Origin of the sequence: Halanaerobium saccharolyticum subsp. saccharolyticum DSM 6643 (assembly GCF_000350165.1) — a bacterium.
Taxonomy (GTDB): domain Bacteria; phylum Bacillota; class Halanaerobiia; order Halanaerobiales; family Halanaerobiaceae; genus Halanaerobium; species Halanaerobium saccharolyticum.
Genome location: NZ_CAUI01000005.1, coordinates 43,260 through 65,348, shown reverse-complemented (window position 1 = coordinate 65,348; position 22,089 = coordinate 43,260). Strand labels below are relative to the sequence as shown.

The 22,089-nt window shown below is 33.3% G+C and carries 19 protein-coding genes; all 19 read right to left on the bottom strand.

Going from position 1 to position 22,089, the window contains the following annotated elements; genetic code table 11:
* Positions 1-8 precede the first annotated feature (8 nt).
* The gene (locus tag HSACCH_RS00780) at positions 9-1,124 is read right to left on the bottom strand and encodes a betaine/proline/choline family ABC transporter ATP-binding protein (protein WP_005487122.1); all 1,116 of its coding nucleotides are present in this window, start codon (positions 1,122-1,124) and stop codon (positions 9-11) included.
* Between the two features lie 162 nt (positions 1,125-1,286).
* Complete coding sequence (locus tag HSACCH_RS00775) at positions 1,287-1,583, bottom strand: YerC/YecD family TrpR-related protein (RefSeq protein WP_005487121.1); 297 nt, start codon at positions 1,581-1,583, stop codon at positions 1,287-1,289.
* Between the two features lie 23 nt (positions 1,584-1,606).
* Positions 1,607-3,145, bottom strand: coding sequence for a glutamine-hydrolyzing GMP synthase (guaA, locus tag HSACCH_RS00770; protein ID WP_005487118.1), 1,539 nt, complete (start codon positions 3,143-3,145; stop codon positions 1,607-1,609).
* Between the two features lie 180 nt (positions 3,146-3,325).
* Positions 3,326-5,947 (bottom strand): pyruvate, phosphate dikinase, encoded by a 2,622-nt coding sequence (ppdK, locus tag HSACCH_RS00765; RefSeq protein WP_005487117.1) that lies wholly within the window; start codon positions 5,945-5,947, stop codon positions 3,326-3,328.
* A 17-nt stretch (positions 5,948-5,964) separates the two neighbouring features.
* Positions 5,965-6,774 carry a pyruvate, water dikinase regulatory protein gene (locus tag HSACCH_RS00760; RefSeq protein WP_005487116.1) on the bottom strand — a complete coding sequence of 270 codons (810 nt, stop codon included), beginning with the start codon at positions 6,772-6,774 and terminating at the stop codon, positions 5,965-5,967.
* 238 nt (positions 6,775-7,012) lie between these two features.
* On the bottom strand, positions 7,013-8,680 hold the full coding sequence (groL, locus tag HSACCH_RS00755) for a chaperonin GroEL (protein WP_005487115.1): 1,668 nt from the start codon (positions 8,678-8,680) through the stop codon (positions 7,013-7,015).
* Between the two features lie 115 nt (positions 8,681-8,795).
* Positions 8,796-9,089 (bottom strand): co-chaperone GroES, encoded by a 294-nt coding sequence (locus HSACCH_RS00750; protein WP_005487114.1) that lies wholly within the window; start codon positions 9,087-9,089, stop codon positions 8,796-8,798.
* A gap of 231 nt (positions 9,090-9,320) precedes the next feature.
* A complete protein-coding gene (locus HSACCH_RS00745) occupies positions 9,321-10,673 on the bottom strand; it encodes a radical SAM protein (RefSeq protein WP_005487113.1) in 1,353 nt (450 codons plus the stop codon).
* Between the two features lie 11 nt (positions 10,674-10,684).
* Positions 10,685-11,737, bottom strand: coding sequence for a tRNA (adenosine(37)-N6)-threonylcarbamoyltransferase complex transferase subunit TsaD (gene tsaD, locus HSACCH_RS00740; RefSeq protein ID WP_051056311.1), 1,053 nt, complete (start codon positions 11,735-11,737; stop codon positions 10,685-10,687).
* Between the two features lies 1 nt (position 11,738).
* Positions 11,739-12,452 carry a tRNA (adenosine(37)-N6)-threonylcarbamoyltransferase complex dimerization subunit type 1 TsaB gene (gene tsaB / locus HSACCH_RS00735; protein ID WP_005487111.1) on the bottom strand — a complete coding sequence of 238 codons (714 nt, stop codon included), beginning with the start codon at positions 12,450-12,452 and terminating at the stop codon, positions 11,739-11,741.
* Entirely contained in the window at positions 12,446-12,916 is a 471-nt protein-coding gene (locus HSACCH_RS00730) for a bifunctional tRNA (adenosine(37)-N6)-threonylcarbamoyltransferase complex ATPase subunit type 1 TsaE/phosphotransferase (protein WP_005487110.1), read from the bottom strand. The genes tsaB and HSACCH_RS00730 overlap by 7 nt, the downstream gene beginning before the upstream one ends.
* Positions 12,917-13,720, bottom strand: a complete 804-nt coding sequence (proC, locus tag HSACCH_RS00725; RefSeq protein ID WP_005487109.1) for a pyrroline-5-carboxylate reductase — start codon at positions 13,718-13,720, stop codon at positions 12,917-12,919.
* An 18-nt stretch (positions 13,721-13,738) separates the two neighbouring features.
* Positions 13,739-14,995, bottom strand: a complete 1,257-nt coding sequence (locus tag HSACCH_RS00720) for a glutamate-5-semialdehyde dehydrogenase (protein ID WP_005487108.1) — start codon at positions 14,993-14,995, stop codon at positions 13,739-13,741.
* Entirely contained in the window at positions 14,985-16,121 is a 1,137-nt protein-coding gene (gene proB / locus HSACCH_RS00715) for a glutamate 5-kinase (RefSeq protein ID WP_005487106.1), read from the bottom strand. Before proB ends, HSACCH_RS00720 begins: the two co-directional genes overlap by 11 nt.
* Before the next feature lie 126 nt (positions 16,122-16,247).
* Positions 16,248-16,727: a PTS sugar transporter subunit IIA gene (locus HSACCH_RS00710; RefSeq protein WP_005487104.1), complete on the bottom strand. Its 480-nt coding sequence runs from the start codon at positions 16,725-16,727 to the stop codon at positions 16,248-16,250.
* Between the two features lie 75 nt (positions 16,728-16,802).
* Positions 16,803-18,224, bottom strand: a complete 1,422-nt coding sequence (locus HSACCH_RS00705; RefSeq protein WP_005487102.1) for a PTS transporter subunit EIIC — start codon at positions 18,222-18,224, stop codon at positions 16,803-16,805.
* 159 nt (positions 18,225-18,383) lie between these two features.
* Positions 18,384-19,241 carry a glucose PTS transporter transcription antiterminator GlcT gene (glcT, locus tag HSACCH_RS00700; protein WP_005487101.1) on the bottom strand — a complete coding sequence of 286 codons (858 nt, stop codon included), beginning with the start codon at positions 19,239-19,241 and terminating at the stop codon, positions 18,384-18,386.
* Between the two features lie 279 nt (positions 19,242-19,520).
* Positions 19,521-20,426 (bottom strand): DUF7916 family protein, encoded by a 906-nt coding sequence (locus HSACCH_RS00695; RefSeq protein ID WP_005487099.1) that lies wholly within the window; start codon positions 20,424-20,426, stop codon positions 19,521-19,523.
* A 97-nt stretch (positions 20,427-20,523) separates the two neighbouring features.
* Positions 20,524-21,963: an N-acetylglucosamine-specific PTS transporter subunit IIBC gene (gene nagE / locus HSACCH_RS00690; protein ID WP_005487097.1), complete on the bottom strand. Its 1,440-nt coding sequence runs from the start codon at positions 21,961-21,963 to the stop codon at positions 20,524-20,526.
* Between the last annotated feature and the right edge of the window lie 126 nt (positions 21,964-22,089).

Genomic DNA, 22,089 nt, shown 5'->3' with positions numbered 1-22,089 from the left:
ATCCTCCTTTAGTCTTCTTGATTATATTCATCGCTAATATAATTTTGAATAATCTCCATCGTTATTGTTGCTTTAAGGTTATTATCACTGTCGACTACAGGAATTAAAGTTACATCATTTTCTATCATTTTATTTAAAACATCTTTTAAAGATGCATCTTCTTCTATCACTGGTGTCATTTTTATATGTTTTTCCCAGTTAGCTTCTTCATTTTCTTTAAGCCTTTTTAGATTAACATAACCCATCAGCTTTCTTTTATCAGCTGTTACAAGAATATATTTTTGCTTTGATTCTTCTAATTTATTGATTACCTGTTCATAACTTTCAGCTCTATCTACTTTAAAAAATTCTTTTTTCATTACCTTTTTTGCTTTTAAAAGATTTAAAACCTTTAAACCTCTATCAGAACCAATAAAATCTTCAACAAATTCATTTTTCGGGTTAAATAAAATGTTTTTTGGGGTATCATATTGAATCAATTCGCCCTGATTCATTATCGCAATTTTGTCTCCCATCTTGATTGCTTCATCAATATCGTGGGTAACAAAACAAATAGTCTTGTTAATTTTTTTCTGCAGTCTTAAAAATTCATTCTGCAAATCTGCTCTAGTAATTGGATCAACTGCCCCAAATGGTTCATCCATCAGCATAATTGGTGGATCTGCTGCCATTGCCCTAGCTACGCCAACTCGCTGCTGCTGTCCACCTGAAAGTTCATGTGGATATTTGTGCAAATGATTATCAGGATCTAATCCGATTACTTTTATTAATTCTTTTACCCTTTTATCAATTTTTTCCTGTTCCCATTTTAATAATTTTGGTACAGTAGCAACATTTTCTTTAACTGTTAAATGAGGAAAAAGTCCTATTTCCTGAATTACATATCCAATTTCTCTTCTTAATTCACTTTTTTTCAAGGAAAAAGCATCTTTTTGATTAATATAAATTTTTCCGGAAGATGGTTCAATTAATCTATTTATCATTTTTAGAGTAGTTGTCTTACCACAACCAGAAGGACCTACAAAAACACAAATTTCCCCTTCTTTAACTTCTAAATTTAAATCTGAAACTGCTTCTTCTTCCGCTGTAGAATAAATTTTTGATAAATTTTCTAATCTAATCAATTAAACCCCCCCTAACAACAGAAAAAGTGCTACTTTAGAAAAAAGTAGACACTTTTTTGTCTATAAATAATATATTTTTTAATACATAATTTTCCTTGGCTTAAGATTATCATATTTTCAGAAATATTTCAAATTTCAAATATTACTCTTAATCCGAATCTTTTAATCTTTATTTTGATTAAAGCGACTTAGAATTAAATTATAGCCATCTTCTCCATATTCTAATGAACGTTTAACCCTACTGATAGTTGCAGTGCTAACTCCTGTTTCATCTACAATATGATCATATGTATAACCCTCTTTAAGCATTCTAGCTACTTCAAGCCGTTGCCCTAAAGCTTTAATTTCTCCTATAGTAGCTATATCTTGAAAAAAGTTATAACATTCTTCTTTGTCTTCAAGCATTAAAATAGCTTCAAATAATTGCTCAGTAAATTTATCTTTTATATTTCGGGACAAAGTTTACACCTCTTTTCTAAGAATTACTCCCATTCTATTGTTCCAGGAGGTTTTGATGTAATATCATAGACAACTCTGTTTACTTCTTTAACCTGATTAACAATTCTATTAGAAATTGACTGCATAACTTCATATGGAAGACGAGCCCAATCAGCAGTCATTGCATCATCACTATTTACTGCTCTCAAAATAATTGGATATCCATATGTCCTTTCGTCACCCATAACACCTACACTTCGCAAGTCAGGTAAAACTGCAAAAGACTGCCAGATATCTCTATAAAGACCAGCATCTTTTATTTCTTCTTGAACAATTGCATCTGCATTTCGCAAGATTTCTAATTTATCCCAATCTACATCGCCAATAATTCGAATGGCTAGACCTGGACCGGGAAAAGGCTGTCTCCAAACAATTTCTTCAGGTAAACCTAGAACTTCACCAATTTTCCTAACCTCATCTTTAAATAAAAAATGCAGTGGCTCTACAAGTTCTAAATTCATCTCTTCAGGCAGACCTCCAACATTATGGTGACTTTTGATTGTTGCTGCTTTATCAGTTCCACCACTTTCTATTACATCAGAATAAATAGTTCCCTGAACTAAATAGCGAACATCTTCCAATTTTTCCGCTTCTTCATCAAAAACTTGAATAAATTCGTCACCGATTATTTTTCTTTTCTCTTCAGGTTCTGTAATCCCAGTTAATCTGTCTAAAAATCTTTTTTTGGCATCAACATAAATCAACGGAATATTAAATTCTTCTCCAAAAGTTCTTTTAACCTGTTCAGCCTCTCCCTTTCGCAAAAGACCATGATCAACAAAAATACAGGTTAATTGGTCTCCTATTGCCTTATGAACAATAGCTGAAGCAACAGCAGAATCAACTCCTCCAGAAAGTCCACAGATAACTTTACCTTTACCTACCTGTTTTCTAATCCTTTCAACTTCTTCATTGATATAATCTGCCATATTCCAATTAGCCTTAACATTTACAATTCTAAACAAAAAGTTATGTAGAATTGTTTTTCCTTGAATAGTATGGTTTACCTCTGGATGAAACTGAACTCCATAAAAATCTCTTTCAAAATCAGCCATTGCTGCTGCTGCAGTTAATTCAGTTCTGGCAATCACTTCAAATCCTGCTGGAACTTTTTTAACATGATCACCATGACTCATCCAAACTTGTGAATGATTATCTATTTCTTTAAATAATTTCTTTTGGGTAAATAATTCTAAATTTGCTTTCCCATACTCACCATGCTCTGCCTTTTCTACATGACCAGCTTCAAGTAACTGAGCCATTAACTGCATTCCATAGCAAATACCTAAAATAGGAATTCCTAATTCAAAAACTCCCTGATCAACACCTGGGGCCCCCGGACCAGTTACACTGTCTGGACCTCCTGAAAAAATTATAGCTGCTGGATCAATTTTTTTGATTTCTTCTAGTTCAATGTCGTGCCCTCTAATTATAGAATAAACATTAAATTCTCTCACTCTTCTGGCAATCAGTTGACTATACTGACCTCCAAAATCAAGAATAAGTATCTTATCGTAATCCATCTAATTCCCCTTCCGCTTTTATTTACTAAAGTATACAGTGTAAATACTGTAGTTGTCAAGGTTTATACAATTAATAAAATTATAAATTTAATCTAATATTAAAACTCCCTCCTATTGCTTAAAATAATAGAAGGGAGTTAACTTTTGATTAGCTATCTGAATAAAAATTCAGTTTCTTTCTTAATTATTTTTAATTGCAGATTGCGCTGCTGCTAGACGAGCGATTGGAACTCTATAGGGTGAACAGGAAACATAATTTAAATTATTTTTATGGCAAAACTCGATAGAAGATGGTTCTCCACCATGTTCTCCACAAATTCCTATTTTAAGTTCAGGCTTTTCTTCTCGTCCCAATTTAACTGTGTTTTCAATTAATTTACCTACACCATCTTGATCCAGTACCTGGAAAGGATCTTTAGCAAATATTTCTTGTTCTAAATACTGGCCAATGAACTTACCAGCATCATCACGTGAAAATCCATATGTCATCTGAGTTAAATCATTAGTACCAAAGGAGAAGAAATCAGCATATTTAGCAATTCTATCAGCTAAAAGTGCAGCTCTTGGAATCTCAATCATTGTACCAATAGTATAATATATATCTGTATCGGTATCTTCTAATAATCCTTCAGCAACTTCTTCTGCTTTCTCTCTTATAATTTCTAGCTCTCTGTCAGTACCAACAAGAGGAATCATAATATCCGCTTTCACTTCATAACCTTCCTCTTCTTTTACTTCAATAGCTGCAGAAATTATAGCTCTTACCTGCATTTTATAAATCTCAGGATAACTAATACCAAGACGACATCCGCGATGACCTAACATTGGGTTCATTTCCTCTAAATCACTAATAATCCGTCTTAATTCTTCTACAGATATAGTTAATTCTTCAGCTAAATTTTTAATATCTCTTTCATTTTGAGGTAAGAACTCATGTAATGGTGGGTCAAGTAATCTTACAGTTACATTCTTATCCTGCATAACTTTAAAGATGCCTTTAAAATCCTCTTTTTGATAAGGGAATAATTTTTCCAGTGCCTTTTTACGCTTCTTTTTACTATCAGCAACAATCATTTCACGAACTGACATGATTCTTTCACTATCAAAGAACATGTGCTCTGTACGACAGAGTCCAATACCTTCTGCCCCAAAATCAATTGCTACTTGAGCATCTTTTGGTGTATCAGCATTAGTATAGACCCCCATATCACGATATTCATCTGACCAAATCATTAATTTTTTGAAATTATCTGTTAAATGAGCTTCAGTTGTTTCTACAACTCCAGCATATACTTCACCTGTACTACCATTAAGAGAAATATAATCTCCTTCATTAAATACCCGATCATCTACAAAGAACTGTCTTGTGCTTTCATCAACCTGAATATCTCCAGCACCTGCTACACAGCACTTACCCATACCACGAGCTACAACTGCAGCGTGTGAGGTCATTCCACCACGAGAAGTTAAAATACCATTGGACTTAACCATACCTTCAATGTCTTCAGGTGATGTTTCTTTACGAACAAGAATTACATCCTCGCCATCAGCAGCCGCTTCAGCTGCATCTTCTGAATTAAAATAGATTTTACCGGTAGCTGCACCAGGAGATGCTGCAAGTCCAGTAGCTAGTAAATCTGCTTTTTCTAACTCATCTTCTTTAAAGTTTGGATGTAATAGCTGACTAATATCTTCTGGATCTATTCTCATAACTGCAGTCTCTTTATCAATTAATCCTTCTTCTTCCATATCAACTGCAATATTAACTGCTGCATCAGCGGTTCTTTTACCAGTTCTAGTCTGGAGTAAGTAAAGATCTCCTTCTTGAATAGTAAATTCAATATCCTGCATATCTTTATAATGCTGTTCTAAAGTTTCAGTTACTTCCATAAATTCCTCATAAACTTCAGGCATTAAATTATTTAGTTCGCTAATATCTTTAGGAGTTCTAATACCTGCCACAACATCTTCTCCCTGTGCGTTTAACAGGAATTCTCCAAAAACTTTATTTTCGCCAGTAGCAGGGTTACGAGTAAAGGCAACACCTGTACCAGAATTATCACCTATGTTACCAAAAACCATAGTTTGAACATTTACTGCAGTACCTAAATCATGTGGAATATCATTGTGATTTCTATAAGAAATCGCTCTTGCATTATTCCAGGAACTGAATACGGCTTTTACAGCCATTATTAATTGTTCTTCTGGTTTTTGTGGAAATTCTATGTCTTTTCTATTTTTAATTAAAGCTTTAAAGTCTTGGATAATATCTTTAAGATCATCAACAGTTAGATCAGTATCATTGTCGTAATCTTTTTTCTCTTTTTTTCTTTCTAAATAATTATCAAACTCATACCCAGGTATTCCCAGTACAACATTACCGAACATTTGAATCAAACGGCGATAACTATCATAAGCAAAACGAGGATTTGAAGTCTTTTTAGCTAAGCCCTCAACACTCTTATCATTTAAACCTAGGTTTAAAATTGTATCCATCATTCCCGGCATAGAAATCACTGCACCAGATCTAACAGATACTAAAAGAGGATCATTTACATCACCAAAATCTTTCCCGATTTCATCTTCTAAGTCTTCTAAATGTTTAAAAATACTTTCTTTTAAACTATCTTCTAACTTTTCACCAATTTCAATATAGTGAATACAGGCTTCTGTAGTGATTGTAAACCCTGGAGGTACCGGTAATCCTATTTTACTCATCTCAGCAAGATTGGCACCTTTACCACCCAACAGTGACTTCATTTCTTTTTTACCGTCTTCAAAGGCATAAACATATTTCTTCAACAAAACCCCTCCTTTTGTTAGTTAAGATCATCTATGATATCAATGACCAAATTTGCTGCTTCTTCAACAGCTTTTTTTGTCATATCAATTACTGGACAGCCAAGCTTTTTCATTATTTTTTGAGCATATTCCAGTTCTTCATAAATCTTTTCGATTGACACATAATCTACACTATTATCAAGACCTAAAACTTTAATTCTTTCACGCCGAATTTCGATAAGGTCAGAAGGATCAATCATTAAACCAATAATTTTTCTTCGAGGAACTTCAAATAATTGGTCAGGAACTTTAGAACCAGTAACAAGTGGAATATTTACCACTTTATAATTTTTATGGGCTAAATACATACTTAAGGGAGTTTTAGATGAGCGAGAAACTCCTATTAAAACTATATCCGCTTTTAAAATCCCTCTTGGATCTTTTCCATCATCATATTTAACTGCAAATTCCACCGCTTCTACTCTTTTAAAATAATCTTCATCAAGTTTACGAATAACTCCAGATTCTCTTATTGGTTCTTGATTTAAAAAACCAGTGAATTTATCTAAACTGGGAGCCATAATATCAATATAAGGTATACCTTTTTCTTTACAGGCTCTTTGAAGATATTCTGAAATTTCTTTATTAACCATAGTATAAACAAAAATTGAATTTGCAGGATTTAAATTTTCCATAATTTTATCTATTTTCTTTAGACTCTCTACATATGGAAATTTTTTTATTTCATAATCGGTATTTTCATATTGTTCTGCTGCAGCCCGAGCAACTTGTTCAGCAGTATCTCCAACTGAATCTGATAAAACATATACTATAAAATTATTTTTCACAAAATCACCTGCCCTACATACTTTTTTATTCTTACAAGTATATTTATCTCCCCCCACTTGTATTATATTTCTATTTTCTCTTATTATAATATATTCTCTATTCGTTAAAAAAATCCTTTTTTAAAATAATAAAATCTTATTTAACAGTTTAATGAAATTAAGCAATAAAAAAGGTGTATAACTCATTGATAGAGTTATACACCTTAATAGTTTCATTTAATTAATGGATGTTGAGGACTTACATCATACCGCCCATTCCACCCATTCCGCCCATGCCGCCCATTCCTCCGGGCATGCCGCCGGGCATTCCACCACCATTGCCATCATCATCATCGTCACTGTTATCAGCAACAAGGCATTCAGTGGTTAAGAGCATAGAAGCAGCACTTGCCGCATTCTGTAAGGCAGAACGTGTAACTTTTGCTGGGTCAATAATACCAGCCTGAATCATATTTACATATTCACCTTTGAGTGCGTCAAAACCAATTCCAGCTTCTTTTTCTTTAACTCTTTCTACTACAACAGAACCTTCATGACCTGCATTGTTAGCAATCTGTTTAATTGGAGCTTCTAAAGCTTTGCGTACAATTTGCACACCAGTCTCTTCGTCTCCTTCTAAATTAAGATCATCAAGAGCAGACATAACTTCAAGATAGGTTGTACCTCCACCTGCAACTAGACCTTCTTCTACTGCTGCTCTAGTAGCAGATAAAGCATCTTCAATTCTATGCTGCTTTTCTTTTAGCTCAGTTTCGGTTGCCGCACCAACTTGGATTACTGCAACTCCACCAGCTAATTTAGCAAGTCTTTCCTGTAATTTTTCTCTATCAAAATCTGAACTTGTAGTCTCAATTTGTTTTCTTAACTGAGAAATTCTATCTTGGATTTTTTCTTTATCTCCATTACCTTCAACTATAGTTGTATCGTCTTTGGTAATAGTTACTTTATGTGCCTGACCTAAGTCATTAATGCTTGCATTTTCAAGCTTTAAGCCAAGATCTTCAGTAATTAAGGTACCACCTGTTAGTACAGCAATATCTTCTAACATTGCTTTGCGGCGATCACCAAAGCCAGGAGCTTTTACTGCAACACAGTTAAAGGTTCCACGAATTTTATTAACTACTAAGGTAGCTAATGCTTCTCCTTCAACTTCTTCGGAGATAATCATTAAGCTTTTACCTGACTGAGCAACCTGCTCTAACAGTGGTAAAATATCCTGAATACTGGAAATTTTCTTATCTGTAATTAAGATATATGGATCTTCTAAAGAAGCTTCCATTGTATCAGTATCAGTTACCATATATGGAGATAGGTAGCCGCGATCAAACTGCATACCTTCTACAACATCTAAGGAAGTTCCCATACTCTTAGATTCTTCTACAGAGATAACTCCATCCTGACCAACTTTTTCCATTGCTTCTGCAATCAAATTACCAATCTCATTATCATTACCAGCAGAAATAGAAGCAATCTGAGAAACAGCTTCTTTTCCTTCTACAGGCTTTGACACTGAAGCAATTTCTGCAGTTAAAGTTTCAACTGCTTTTTGAATACCTCTTTTAATTAACATTGGATTTGCACCAGCTGCTACATTTTTAAATCCTTCTTTTAAAATAGACTCTGCTAAAACTGTTGCTGTAGTTGTACCATCACCAGCAACATCATTAGTTTTAGTAGCCACCTCTTTTACAGCCTGGGCACCCATATTTTCATAACGATCTTTAAGTTCTATTTCTTTGGCAATACTTACTCCATCATTAGTAATCGTTGGAGAACCAAAGCTTTTTTCTAATAATACATTACGTCCTTTAGGACCGAGTGTCACTTTAACTGCATTTGCTAAACGAGAAACTCCACTTTCTAATTTACGACGTGCATCTTCACCAAATTTTAATTGTTTTGGCATTTAAAACCCTCCTGTATAGTTAAACTGAGTTATTTTTTTATTAAGTAAAAATCTAAATTTAAAAATCAAATCTATTTAACAGTAAAATAAATTAGTATTACTAATCTATAATAAACTAATCAATTACTGCTAAAACATCATCCATTGATAAGATTATATATTCTTCAGAATCAATTTCGACTTTTGTTCCAGCATATTTATCAAAGACTACTGTATCCCCTACAGCTACTTCTGCTTCTTCACCTTCTGGAGCAATATTTCTACCTACAGCAACAATTTCTGCCTGCTGCGGTTTTTCATCTTTTTTTGCTGTGTCAGGAAGAACAATTCCTCCCTTGGTTTTTTCTTCACCGTCATCTTTTTCTACATATTTTACTACAACTCTGTCATCTAATGGTTTAATACTCATTTAAAAATAACCCCCTTCTAAATATTATATTCTTTTTATTGTGATTAGCACTCAATCGAAGTGAGTGCTAACAAGCACTGTAAATATAATATCTAAGTCAGAAAGGAAAATCAAATCCTCAATATACGCTTTAAAGTCTATTATTGTTTATTATTTATTATTAGAAGCAATTAAGTCATTCATTCTCTAATTAACATTAAATAATTCTTCCAAAGTCTAAAAAGTAAAAAGTCAGATTAATATGACTTCTGCTTTAAAATTATCTTCAAGTTCACTATAATGCTTCCCCAACAAATCATTACCATAATAATCATAAATTATTTCTGGTAAAATTATTCTATCGGCTTCTAAGTCTGCTTTTTTAATTAATTTAATTAAATCTTGATTACAAAGTAAACCAGCAGCAGCTATTGAGCCCCCAAAAAAATAATTTTTTGCCTTAAGCAAATTTAAATTATAATTAGAATTTAAATAAGGAGCCAACATTTTTTTAAAAAAAGAATAGGCAAATTGAGATGAGATGATTAATGTTTTTTTATTTTTCTTATCTTTTTTACTAGCTTCTGCATAAGCTTTTAATTTGTTTATTTGATTTAAACTTAAATCATAGGACATAATTAAACCTGAACTTATGCCTTCTTCTTTTTCAATAATAGTATTTATTTGTTTCTCCTCCCGCTTCAATTCAATTTTAGGGTTTTTAGCTGATTTAATTTTATAAAAAGCATCTACTCTACTTTTTACGGTTTTCCCATTTACTTTTAAAATCAAATCACCACTTTTTAAATTAGCCTTAGCTGCAGCTGAATTAGCAATTATATCATTAACATTTGCAGCTAATGATGAAATTAGCTGTGGTTCGATAATAATTGGATATGAATAATTAGCTATCTGCTTATTAATAAAGTTATTTAGTCTATAATATTCACTTGAATCAACAGCTAAATCTTGATCTGCATAATTACTGAATCCTGCTAGAAAAACTCTCAAACTCTGGGGAGGATATTTTTCTAAAAAATCAAAACTTCTTTTTAAATATTCAAAACCTTTAAGATGATGCATTGATACAATACTTGCTTCAAAATTTATTTTATTCTTTTTTAATTTAGGTAGTAGTTTAAAAACATTATCTGGTTGAGAATCATTCATTAAAAAAACCCGTTCCTCAGGAGCGGGGCCATTTAAAGAAATATTTAATTCAAGAGGCTTTAATTTTTTTAAAAATTCTACCCTTTTCAGCTCTATAAATGATCCACTACTGGTAATTTTAATTTCAATTTCTGGCCAGCGCTGCCTTAAATATTTCAAAATTTTATAAATATCTGGATGGACAAAAGGCTCACCTTCAATAATTTTACTAGCAGATTCTCCGATAAAAACAGGCTGCTCTGGATCTAAAAATTCAATCATTCTTTTAATAAGTTCAAATTCTAAATGGCCAAAATTGTAAGTTTCAACTTCTGGCGGGTTATTTTTATGACTACAAAAAATACAATTCAATTTACAAATTGAAGTTATTGGTAAAATATTATCTTCTTTAACTGTTTTAAAAATTATTTCTTCTCTAGTTCTTTTGTTTTTCATAATTAGACCACCTACAATTTTAAAGCCGGATCAGCACTAATACTTAAAGGTGCAAAATCCCGATCAAGATATTGATAATAGGCAACTGCGCCAATCATTGCAGCATTATCAGTACATAACTCCAGAGGAGGATAATATAATTTGAGCTTGTGTTTGGCAAGTCTTTGGCCTATCACCTCTCTAAGGCGTTGATTAGCTGCTACTCCACCTGAAAGAACAACACTCTGAACTTGATATTCTTTTACGGCTTTAATCAGATTAGAAGCTAGACTATCAACAACTGCTTCTTGAAAACTTGCAGCTAAGTCATTTTTGTCAATTTCATTTCCACGCTGTTCTTCATTATTTACATGATTCATAACGGCAGTTTTTAGGCCACTGAAACTAAAATTATAACTATCTCCTAAATCAGCTCGGGGAAAATCTATTGCCTCTTTATTACCAGCAAGAGCTGCTTTTTCTATAGCAGGTCCACCTGGATAACCAAGCCCCATAAATCTAGATATTTTATCAAAAGCCTCACCTGCAGCATCATCGATTGTTCTCCCTAAAATTTTATAACCTCTTAGATTTTCAAAATATAATAAATCTGTATGTCCACCTGAAATTGTTAAACAAAGCAGAGGTTTTTTAATATCGGGATTTTCAATAAAGTTTGCATAAATATGACCAGCAATATGATTAACACCAATTAGAGGAATGTTTAATGATAAAGAAATAGTCTTAGCAGCGGTTAAAGTAACTAAAAGCCCTCCAACTAGTCCTGGGCCATAAGTAGACGCTACAGCATCTAAGTCTTCAAAGCCAATTCCTGCTTCCTCTAAAGCCTGATCAATTACCGGCAATAATAATTCCAGATGCTTTCGAGAAGCTATTTCTGGTACTACCCCACCAAATTTTTTATGAAGATCTACCTGTGAAGACACAACATTTGACAATACCTCTAGTCCATTTTTATTAATTGAAGCAGCTGTCTCATCACAGGAACTTTCAAGTGCCAATATATAAATATCTTCTTTTTCATCTTTAATTCTATCTTCAAACTCCACTTTTTCCACTCCCATATCAATTATTGCTATATTTTTGCTGCCAATCTATTTCTGCCTGTGGCTTTTTTAGATAAGCTGGTTTTAACTCATAAATATTATCTTCCTGACCTAAACTTATATAATCTCTGCCAAGACGAGCTAAAACAGCTGCTCTTGGTATATTTTTTTCCGACGCACATTTATTTATAATGAATTTATTTTCTTTTAAAACTTCACTAACCTCTGTTGTTTTTTCACCGATAACAGTAATTTCTTCTTTCTTAAAATTATTTAATAAATCTGGCATTTCAGAAATTTGGGCACTGGCTGCCCCTAATATCTTTTCTGGTAAATAATTATTATTTTCAAAGTTAGATTTATAAAAAGAATAATATATTCTTTGACGTCTGGCATCCAACATCGAGAGTATATAGTTTGATTCAACTCCGGCTGCCATTATTTCTAAAGTAGATATTCCTTTAACAGGTATCTGAAAAATTCTACCCAATATTTTTGCTGTAGTGATTCCGATTCTTAAGCCAGTAAAAGACCCCGGTCCAATTGAAACTGCAGCAGCTTCTAAGTCTGTTGGCTTAATTTCTAACAGAGAAAATATTTGTTCTATCAAGGGTAGTAATTTTTCACTGTGCTTTCTTTTTAGACTTAAATTATATTCACCTTTAAGTTGATCATCTTCCATTAATGCCAGTCCTAAATTATCGGTAGAAGTATCAATCCCTAAAATTAACATTCTTGATTCAACCTTTCTATCAATAAGCTGCTCATCTTTCCTTCACCGCGAACAGTTATTTCCCTTTGATTATCTGATAGTTTTTCTATATTTATAAAAATAAAATCAGCCGGAATTAAAGATAAAGCCAGTTCCGGCCATTCTATAAAGATAACTGCTTCTCTATTTAAATAATCTTCAAAACCTATTTCTAATAGTTCTTCACTTCGATCCAAACGATAAAGATCCATATGGATAATTTCTACTTGAGCCTGATATTCCTGAACTAGATTAAAAGTAGGACTTGTTACGTCCCCTTGATAACCTAAAGCAGAAACTGCTGCTTTGGTAATTAATGTTTTACCCGTACCGAGATCACCATTTAATAATATTAAAGCAGGAACATTGATAAGCTCTGCTAATTTCTTGCCAAAAGCAATAGTCTCAGCTGGTGAGTTTGAAATAATCGAATATTTTTTATCCATCTATCGCCCCAGCTCCTCAGAACGCTCAGCTGCTTTTTGAACAGCATTAATTACAGCAGATCTAAAAGCTTTATTTTCAAGTTCTGCAACACCAGCAATAGTAGTTCCAGCAGGTGAACAAACCATATCCTTTAATGCTGCAGGATGAATGTCAGAACTTAAAACCATCTCTGCTCCACCTTTTACGGTTTGAGCTGCCAGTTTTAAAGCAGTATCTCGAGCAAGACCTTTTAAAACACCAGCATCAGCCAGCGCTTCTATAAAAATATATACAAAAGCTGGCCCACTACCGCTGAGTCCAGTTACTGCATCCATATCACTTTCTTTAACCTCTGCGGTTTCACCTAAAGAATTAAATATTTTCTCTACAAATGCCCTTTCATCCGCTTCAACCAAATTTGAATAATAAAGAGCACTCATCCCTTCAGCAACTAAAGCTGGGGTATTAGGCATAACTCTAATAATTTTTGTATTAGCAGTAAAATATTGCGATAAAGTTCTAGTATTTACACCAGCTGCAATTGAAATTATTACTTTAGAAGCAGCAGAATTTTGAATATCTTCTAAAACAAGCTCTATTATTTGTGGTTTAACTGCCAGAATAATATAATCTGCTTTTTGTACAGCTTCTTTGTTATCATCAGTAATATTTATTTCTTTAAATTTTTCTTCTATTTCAAAGTCAGCATTTGCAAATTTTTTATCTGCAGCTATAATCTGCTCAGCTTCAAGAATATTATTCTTTAATATACCACTTAAAATAGCTTGGCCCATGTTACCCAGACCTATAATTGCTAATTTCATTTATAGTGCCTCCTCAACTTATTCTCTAATCTGTCCATCACCCATTATAATATATTTAGTAGTAGTTAACTCTTTAAGCCCCATTGGTCCTCGAGCATGCAGTTTCTGAGTACTGATTCCAGTTTCTGCTCCTAAGCCAAACTCTCCACCATCAGTAAAACGAGTTGAGGCATTAACATAAACTGCAGCTGCATCAATATCATCCAAAAATGATCTAGCAGTTGTGTAATTTTCAGTAACTATTGCTTCCGAATGTTTTGTTCCATATTTATAGATATGCTCTACCGCTTCTTGATAATCTTCCACAATTTTGACTGACATAATATAATCTAAATACTCCGCTGAATAATCTTCCTCTACAGCTTCTTTAATCTTAGGCACAATTTTTCTCGTCCGTTCACAGCCTCTTAACTCTACATTGCTTTCAGCAAAGATTCGAGCCATTTCAGGTAAGAATTCTTCTGCAATTTCTTGATCAACTAAAAGACTTTCAGCTGAATTACAGACTGCAGGTCTAGAATATTTTGCGTTAAAAGTTATTTTTTTAGCTTTAGTTAAATCTGCATCTTTGTTTACATAAACATGACAATTGCCAACACCTGTTTCGATTACAGGCACTTTAGATTCGTTAACCACTTTTTGAATCAATCCTGCTCCACCTCGAGGAATTAAAACATCTAGATAATCATTTAGAGTAAACAAGATGTCTACAGCTTTACGATCAGTTGTAGAGATCAACTGCACACATTCTATGGGGAGTCCAGATTCTCGAAGGCCATCTTGAATAATGTTAGTTAAAATTTGATTTGAATTGAAAGCATTTGAGCCACCACGTAAAATAACAGTATTTCCAGACTTTAAGCATAAACCAGCAACATCAACTGTAACATTTGGTCTAGCTTCATAAATAATCCCAATAACCCCAAGCGGAACTCTAATTTTGCCTATCTGTAAACCATTAGGTCTCTTCCACATCTCAGGTACTTCACCAATTGGATCATCTTGAGAGGCAACTTCTCTTAGTCCCTGGGCCATCCCTTTAATCCTTGCTTCCGTTAGTTGAAGCCTATCTAATAAAGCGCGACTCAAATCATTTTCTCTACCCTGATGCATATCCTTTTCATTGCTTTTTAATATTTCGTCCTTTCTTTCAAGCAGTTTGTCAGCAATCAAATTTAAGGCTTTATTTTTTTCATTTGTACCAGCCTTTGCTAATTTTCGGGCTGCTTTTTTAGCTGCATCCGCCTGTGAAATCAGTTCTTCTCTAATACTCATCTTTATCTCCTCCTATAACCATATTATCTCTGTGAATAACCTCAGTCTTATTAAAATATCCAAGAATTTTTTTAATCTCATTTGAATGAGCACCTTTAATCTTTTCTATCTCATCAGAACTATAATTAACAATTCCTTTTCCAATTTCCAAAGTTCCATCACTAATAGTTACCGGGTCTCCACTATTAAATTCTCCTTCAACCTCAACAATTCCACCCGGCAGTAAACTCTTACCTCTTTTAAGCAAAGCATCGGCTGCTCCCTGATCTACTATTATTTTCCCAAGGGGTGGTAAATTGAAATTTAGCCACTGTTTTCTTTTAGAAAGTCTTTCTTTTGCCGTTAGAAAAGTTGTTCCCAAATCAAATTTTTCATTTTCAGCCATTTCGACTATTTTCAATAATGAATTTTTTTCTTTCCCAGGACCAATTATCATTACAACTCCAGAATTCACAGCAATTTTAGCAGCTTCTATTTTTGTTTCCATACCACCTGTACCAACTTTACTCCCTCTGCCACCAGCCATCTTCTCAATTTCTTCTGTTATATTTTCAACTTTTGAAATCAATTTTAAATTTTTGTTTTCAGCATTTGGATTTCCATTATAAAGACCAGAAACATCCGAAAGATTTACCAATAAATCAGCTTCTACCAAACCAGACACTCTAGCTGCTAGAGTATCATTATCTCCAACTTTAATCTCATTAGTAACTACTGTGTCATTTTCGTTAATTACCGGAATAACACCATGATCAATTAGAGTCTTTAATGTATTAAAAGCATTTAAATAACGGTTTCTATTTTCTAAATCGCTTGAAGTTATTAAAATTTGTGCACTTTTAGCTCCATATTCTCTGAAAAATTTGTTATAAATACCAACTAAAAGCCCCTGGCCAACAGCTGCACAAGCTTGCTGTTCAGGGATAGATGCAGGTTTATTAGCATAACCGAGCTCTCCCATGCCAGCTGCTATAGCTCCAGAACTAACTAATATTATCTCTCTACCTTGATTTTTTAAATCAACCAGCTGTCTGCTCAAAGCATCGATTTGGCTAAAATTAAGTTTCCCATTTTGATTGCTTAATGTACTGCTGCCGACTTTAACTACAATTCTTTTAAAATTCATTTTTAATCATCCTGCCTTTAATAGTAAAATAAAAAGCTTTTTATTCATTATATCAAATTTAGTTAAATATAAAAAGGGAAATAACCGATGAGTTATTTCCCCTACCTAATGATATATTTAATTAATTTATGCTAATTCTACTTTAAGTACTTTAGTTCCAGCTGTTACTTTACCTTTTTTTACAAGCTCTAAATTTTTAACTTTCTCCATATTAGTTATAATAACTGGAGTAGCAATAGATGGTGAATTCTCCTTAATAAAATCTAAGTCTACTTCAACAAGAGGAGTACCTACCTCAACTTTATCTCCATTTTTAACTAATTTTTCAAATCCTTCTCCATCCAATTTCACAGTATCTATACCAATATGAACTAAAATTTCTAGCCCTTTTTTGGTTTGGATACCAACTGCGTGACCTGTAGAAAAAATCTGTACAATTTCTCCGGCACATGGTGACTTAACCACATTTTCTTCTGGAGTAATAGCAAAACCATCTCCAAGCATTTTTTGAGCAAAAGCATCATCTGGCACCTGCTTCAGCTCTGTAACTTCTCCAGCAAATGGTGCTGCTAGATATTCTTCTTTTTTATTGAAAATATTAAACATTAAATCTCCTCCTCTAATTTATTATAATACATTTACTTTAGTTTTGACAACCTAATTAAATAAAGAGTGCTTTATTTACATTATACTTTTGATTTTATCTTTGAGAGCATCAGATTCTGGGCCAAAAACCACCTGTACACTACTACCAGATTTCATTACTCCAGATGCCCCTAATTTTTTCAACTCTTTTTCGTCCACAACTGTATTATCTACAACTTCTAATCTTAATCTTGTTATACAGGCATCTACACTTTCTAAGTTTTCAGCACCACCTAAAGCAGCTAAAACATTTGCTGCTCTCTGATCTTTACTAACAGGTGTTTCTGCCTCTGATTCTTGAGCATCACTACCTCTTCCAGGAGTTTCAAAGTTGAAAAGTGGAATGGTAAAATAGAAAACTGTAAAATATAAAACTGCCATTATAGGACCAACAACTAACCAGAACATCATTGGATTACCTAAATTTGATAAACTTAATACATAATCAATAGCACTAGCTGAAAAAGTATAGCCAATTCTAATATTAAAGTAATTTGTTAAAAGTCCGGAAATAAATCCACCTACCACATGAAATAAATATAGTGGTGGCGCTACAAAAATGAATAAAAATTCAATTGGTTCAGTGATTCCTGTTAAAAATGAAGTGATTGCAGCTGTTGTTAGCATACCAGCAACTTTAACCTTGTTTTTAGCTCTTAAATACATTGCAAGACAAGCAGATGGAAGCGCAAATAACATTAGCGGAAATTCAGCTGCCATAAAACGTCCTGCAGTTGGATCTCCAGCAAAAAATCTAGCAGTTTCACCTCTCAGAACCTGACCTGCTTCTGTAGTAAAACGACCGAATTCATATAAAAATGGTGGATAGTAAACATGATGCAAACCAACAGGTATTAAAGCTCTCTTTCCGGCAGCATATAAAGCTGGCCCAATAGATGAATTCATTGCAAAGCGAGCAAATTCATTAATTTGAATCTGAATTGGAGGCCAGATAAAAGATAAAAGAACTCCTGCTAAAACAGAACTAGCAGCTGTAACTATAGGAACTAATCTTTTTCCTGCAAAAAATCCTAAATATGGGGGAAGTTCAGTACTATGAAACTTCTTATACATCTGTGAAGCAATTATTCCGACAATAATACCTCCAAAAACCCCTGTGTTAATTGCTTCAACACTACCTCCGGTCTTTTCAGAGATATTTATGATGCCTGCCATAACATCAAGTACTTTTGCATATACTGTGAAACCAACTCCAGCAGCTAAAGCAGCAACTGCATCTCCAGCAAAACCAATTGCTACACCTAGGGCAAAAATAAGCGGTAATTGCTCAAAAATTGCAATCCCACTATTAAACATTACATCACCGACATCATAAATTAAACCACTTTGTTCCTGCAGCAATCTTCCGACTGCCACTAAAATACCAGCAGCAGGCAATACTGAAACTGGTGTCATTAAAGCCTTACCAACCTTTTGTAATTTCTTAAAACCTTTCATTTTAAAATTCCTCCTTGTTTATTATAATGATATTATAAAAGATATATATAATAGAAAAAGCCGATTAGATAGAAATGTATTTTTACTCATTCTATCTAATCGGCTTTTGCCTGATCTAACAGTAACACGCCAAATTAAACTATTTATTTGTATTTAATTTTATAATTCTAAATCTCTTTTTAACCGCTGAAGATGTAAAGCTAAATATCCTTTTTCAGCTTCAGGAACCTTAGAATCAAATTTCTCTTCAATTATTTTCGCAAGTTTTTTTGCTATTTCAAAAGAAAAGCTAAAATTTTCTTTTATATTTTCTAAAAGCGGGTTAGGATTTGAAGAATTTGTTTCAATTCTTTCAAGAGCAAAACGCAAATGATTGACTAAACGTGCGTAGTTTAAGCTTTCATAACTTAATTGCCGCCCTAACTCATTTTCAACCTCTGTTACCAATTCTTTAATTACTGTGGTGTTTTTTAAAGTTTTTGAAATACCTTTTTCATTTCTGGCTCCATGAATATGAAATGTTATAAATCCTATTTCACTTTCTGGAATTTCCAGTTCAAATCGTTCAGATAGCATTTGCACAGCTTTTTCTGCCAATCTATATTCTTCATTATAAAGAGTTCTTGTTTCTGCCAGAAAAGGATTTGCTACTTCTATACCATCTTGAATCCTTTTTAAAGAAAAAGCAATATGATCGGTAAGACCAATTCGAATATGCTGATTCAATTCTTCTCCTAATTCTGAACTAACCATTGCTATTATTTCTTCAGTTACTCCAATTACTTTACTGTCAACCTCTTCTAATAGTTGAATATAATTTTCTCTTTTTTCTCCTTTAATAGGAGAAAACTCCTTATCTATTTTAAGTTCAGTTCTAAGAACCTTATCTCCTGCTTTACGAGAAAAACCAATACCTTTACCAACAAAGATTAATTCACCGGCAGCAGAATTTTTTTCAGCCAGAATAACATTATTATTAAATATTTTTTTTATAACATATTTTTCAGCTTCAGCCATATAAGCCTCCTCCAAAGAAAAAAAGAGATACATATTACTGGCAAAATTAATTTAAAATAATAAAATCCAGAAAAAGATATATAAATTAATTAAAAATATCCCCCTCTAGATTATGCCTGATTTAACAGTTACACTCTAAAAATTATTCATTTCTTTTATAATAACAGTATTTATCAACTATTTCAAGTATTTTTAAATAAAAATTCCAACTAGGTGATTTAAACTCAAAATATTAATTTTCAGAAATCAAGTTTAATTAAATCTACTAACTAGTTTACTTTACCTATTAATTGAAAGAGCCATTCGGCGATAGCTATGTCTTCTGCCTCTAATTGTTTTAGATAAGCTTAGAATGTTTTCAGGCAACGCTATCCCCCCATAACCTGCATCTCCAATATGTTGGATATCTGCTCCAGCCATTTTACTCATCATAGCAATTTCTCTAATTGTCTCCGAATCAGAGCTTTCCTGTGATGTTCCAATTGCAGTTAAAGCTAATTTTCCCCGGTTATGAATCAACTTGATTATTTCTTTGAGTGAATTTAAATCAATTCCAGGTACTGTCCCCGGTGCAGGCAAAAGTATAATATCAGTACCAGCTGTAATTAAAGAATCGATGTATTTAGCCGCTAAATAATCTTCATCTATACCTGCCATATGCATTTTACCAGCAGTTATAATGATTTGATCACCAAAATTTTGATCTGCAAGTTTAACCGACTCTATTATTGCCTGATTACTAACCCCAACAGAAGGATTACCAGTAAAATTAATCATATTAAATCCTGCTCCAACAGCTCTTTCAATGTTTTCTAAAGTTGCTTTGCGGCCAGAACTTAACTTTATAAAGTCTTTTTCTAAATCATTATTTTTAGTCACTGGCTCTAAATTAATTCCTAATGGCCTGCCGCATAATCTTTTTAACTCTTTTACTATCTCAACAGCACTTTTCTTTTCTATATTTTTAAATTGAGGCTGTTTAAGATCAAATAGGTTTAATAGTAGAATATCTGCTCCAAAAGCTGCTGCTACTTCTGCATTACTTAAATCTTTGAATAACGATTCTTTTCCTATTACTTCTGAAATAATAGTTCTTCCTTCTGATAATTTTATTGACTGCAGTAATTCTGACTTATCATAATTTAAAAGTTCAGATGAAGTAGAACTTAAAAGCCTTTTGACCATGATTTATCCCTACTTTCTATTTTAAAAAAGTTTATTCAAAAAAAGCCGGAGTTTTAACTCCGGCTGCTTATTTAACTCATAAAAACACCAATTTTATCTATTCTTCCATCACTTCTAATTCCTGCTTAATATCATCAGCAATCATTTCAGCTTTAGTTCCAACTACAACTTGAGCATTATTTTCATTTGCCGTTAAAACTCCAGTAGCTCCAAGATCTTTAAGAGCCTTTTCATCAATTTCAGCTGTATCTACTAGTTCAAGCCTTAATCTAGTGATACAGGACTCTATACTTTTAATATTATCTTTACCACCAAGTGCCTCGATATAAGCTCTGGGTTTATTTTTGCCAGAACTTTTGCTTTTTGATGAACTCTGCTTTTTTTGCTGTGAATCAGGCATTACACTATGATCAGAGCCAGCCGCTTCTTCTTCTAAACGACCAGGAGTTGGGATGTCAAATTTCTCAATTGCAAAACGGAATAAGAAATAATAAACTGCAAAAAATGCAATTCCCAGCGGAATAATCATTATTGGCCGGGTGGCAAGTCCATAATTTAGGAAATAATCAATCGCCCCCGCTGAAAATCCAAAACCATGTTGAATCCCAAGAATATAAGTTGCTACCAATGATAAACCAGTTAAAATTGCATGAATTACATATAATACTGGGGCCAAAAACATAAATGAAAATTCAATTGGCTCTGTTATTCCAGTTAAGAATGAAGTTAGTCCAACACTTAAAAAGATACCAGAAACTGATGCTTTATTTTCAGGTTTTGCAGCATGATACATTGCTAGTGCTGCTGCTGGTAAACCAAACATCATCATTGGGAAAAATCCTGACATGAAAAATCCTGCAGATGGATCACCGGCAAAGAAACGGGAAAGATCACCAGTTACAACTTCTCCAGCCGCAGTTGTAAACTCCCCAAATACAAACCAGATAAAACTATTTATAACATGATGAAGTCCAAGTGGAATTAATAGACGGTTTAAAACTCCATATACAAATACTCCTACAGCACCGGCATCAATAATCCACTGACCTGCAAGCTGAATTGCATCTTGAATTGGAGGCCAAATAAAACCAAAAATACCGGCTAAAACTACTGCTGCTGCTCCAGTAACAATAGGTACAAAGCGGCGACCACCAAAAAACCCTAAAAAATCTGGTAATTGAATATCATGATATCGATTATAAAGTGCACCAGCTGTTAAACCACCGATAATTCCAGCCAATACTCCCATATTAATATCCGAATTAATTGCTTGAGTTCCATTTGTTATTACAAGATAACCTACTGCACCCGCTAAGCCAGCAGATCCTGAGCTATCATGAGCTATTCCAACTGCAACCCCAATACCAAATAATAAAGCCAGATTATCAAAGATTGCAGAACCAGCAGCCATTACAAATGGAATATCAAAAACATCACCAGCACCAAGTCTAAGTAACAAGGCAGCCGCAGGTAAAACGGCTATTGGAAGCATCAAAGATTTACCTATACGCTGTAATTGAGAAAACACTTTCTTCAATTAAATCACCTTCCCTGTTTTTAAAATTGAGTTTAAATATTCTCATGGCCTCTTCCAATCTTCGACTTATCCCTCCTTGTTTAATTTTTTGAATATTTAGTCTATCTTTAATTATACTTAGTTAAG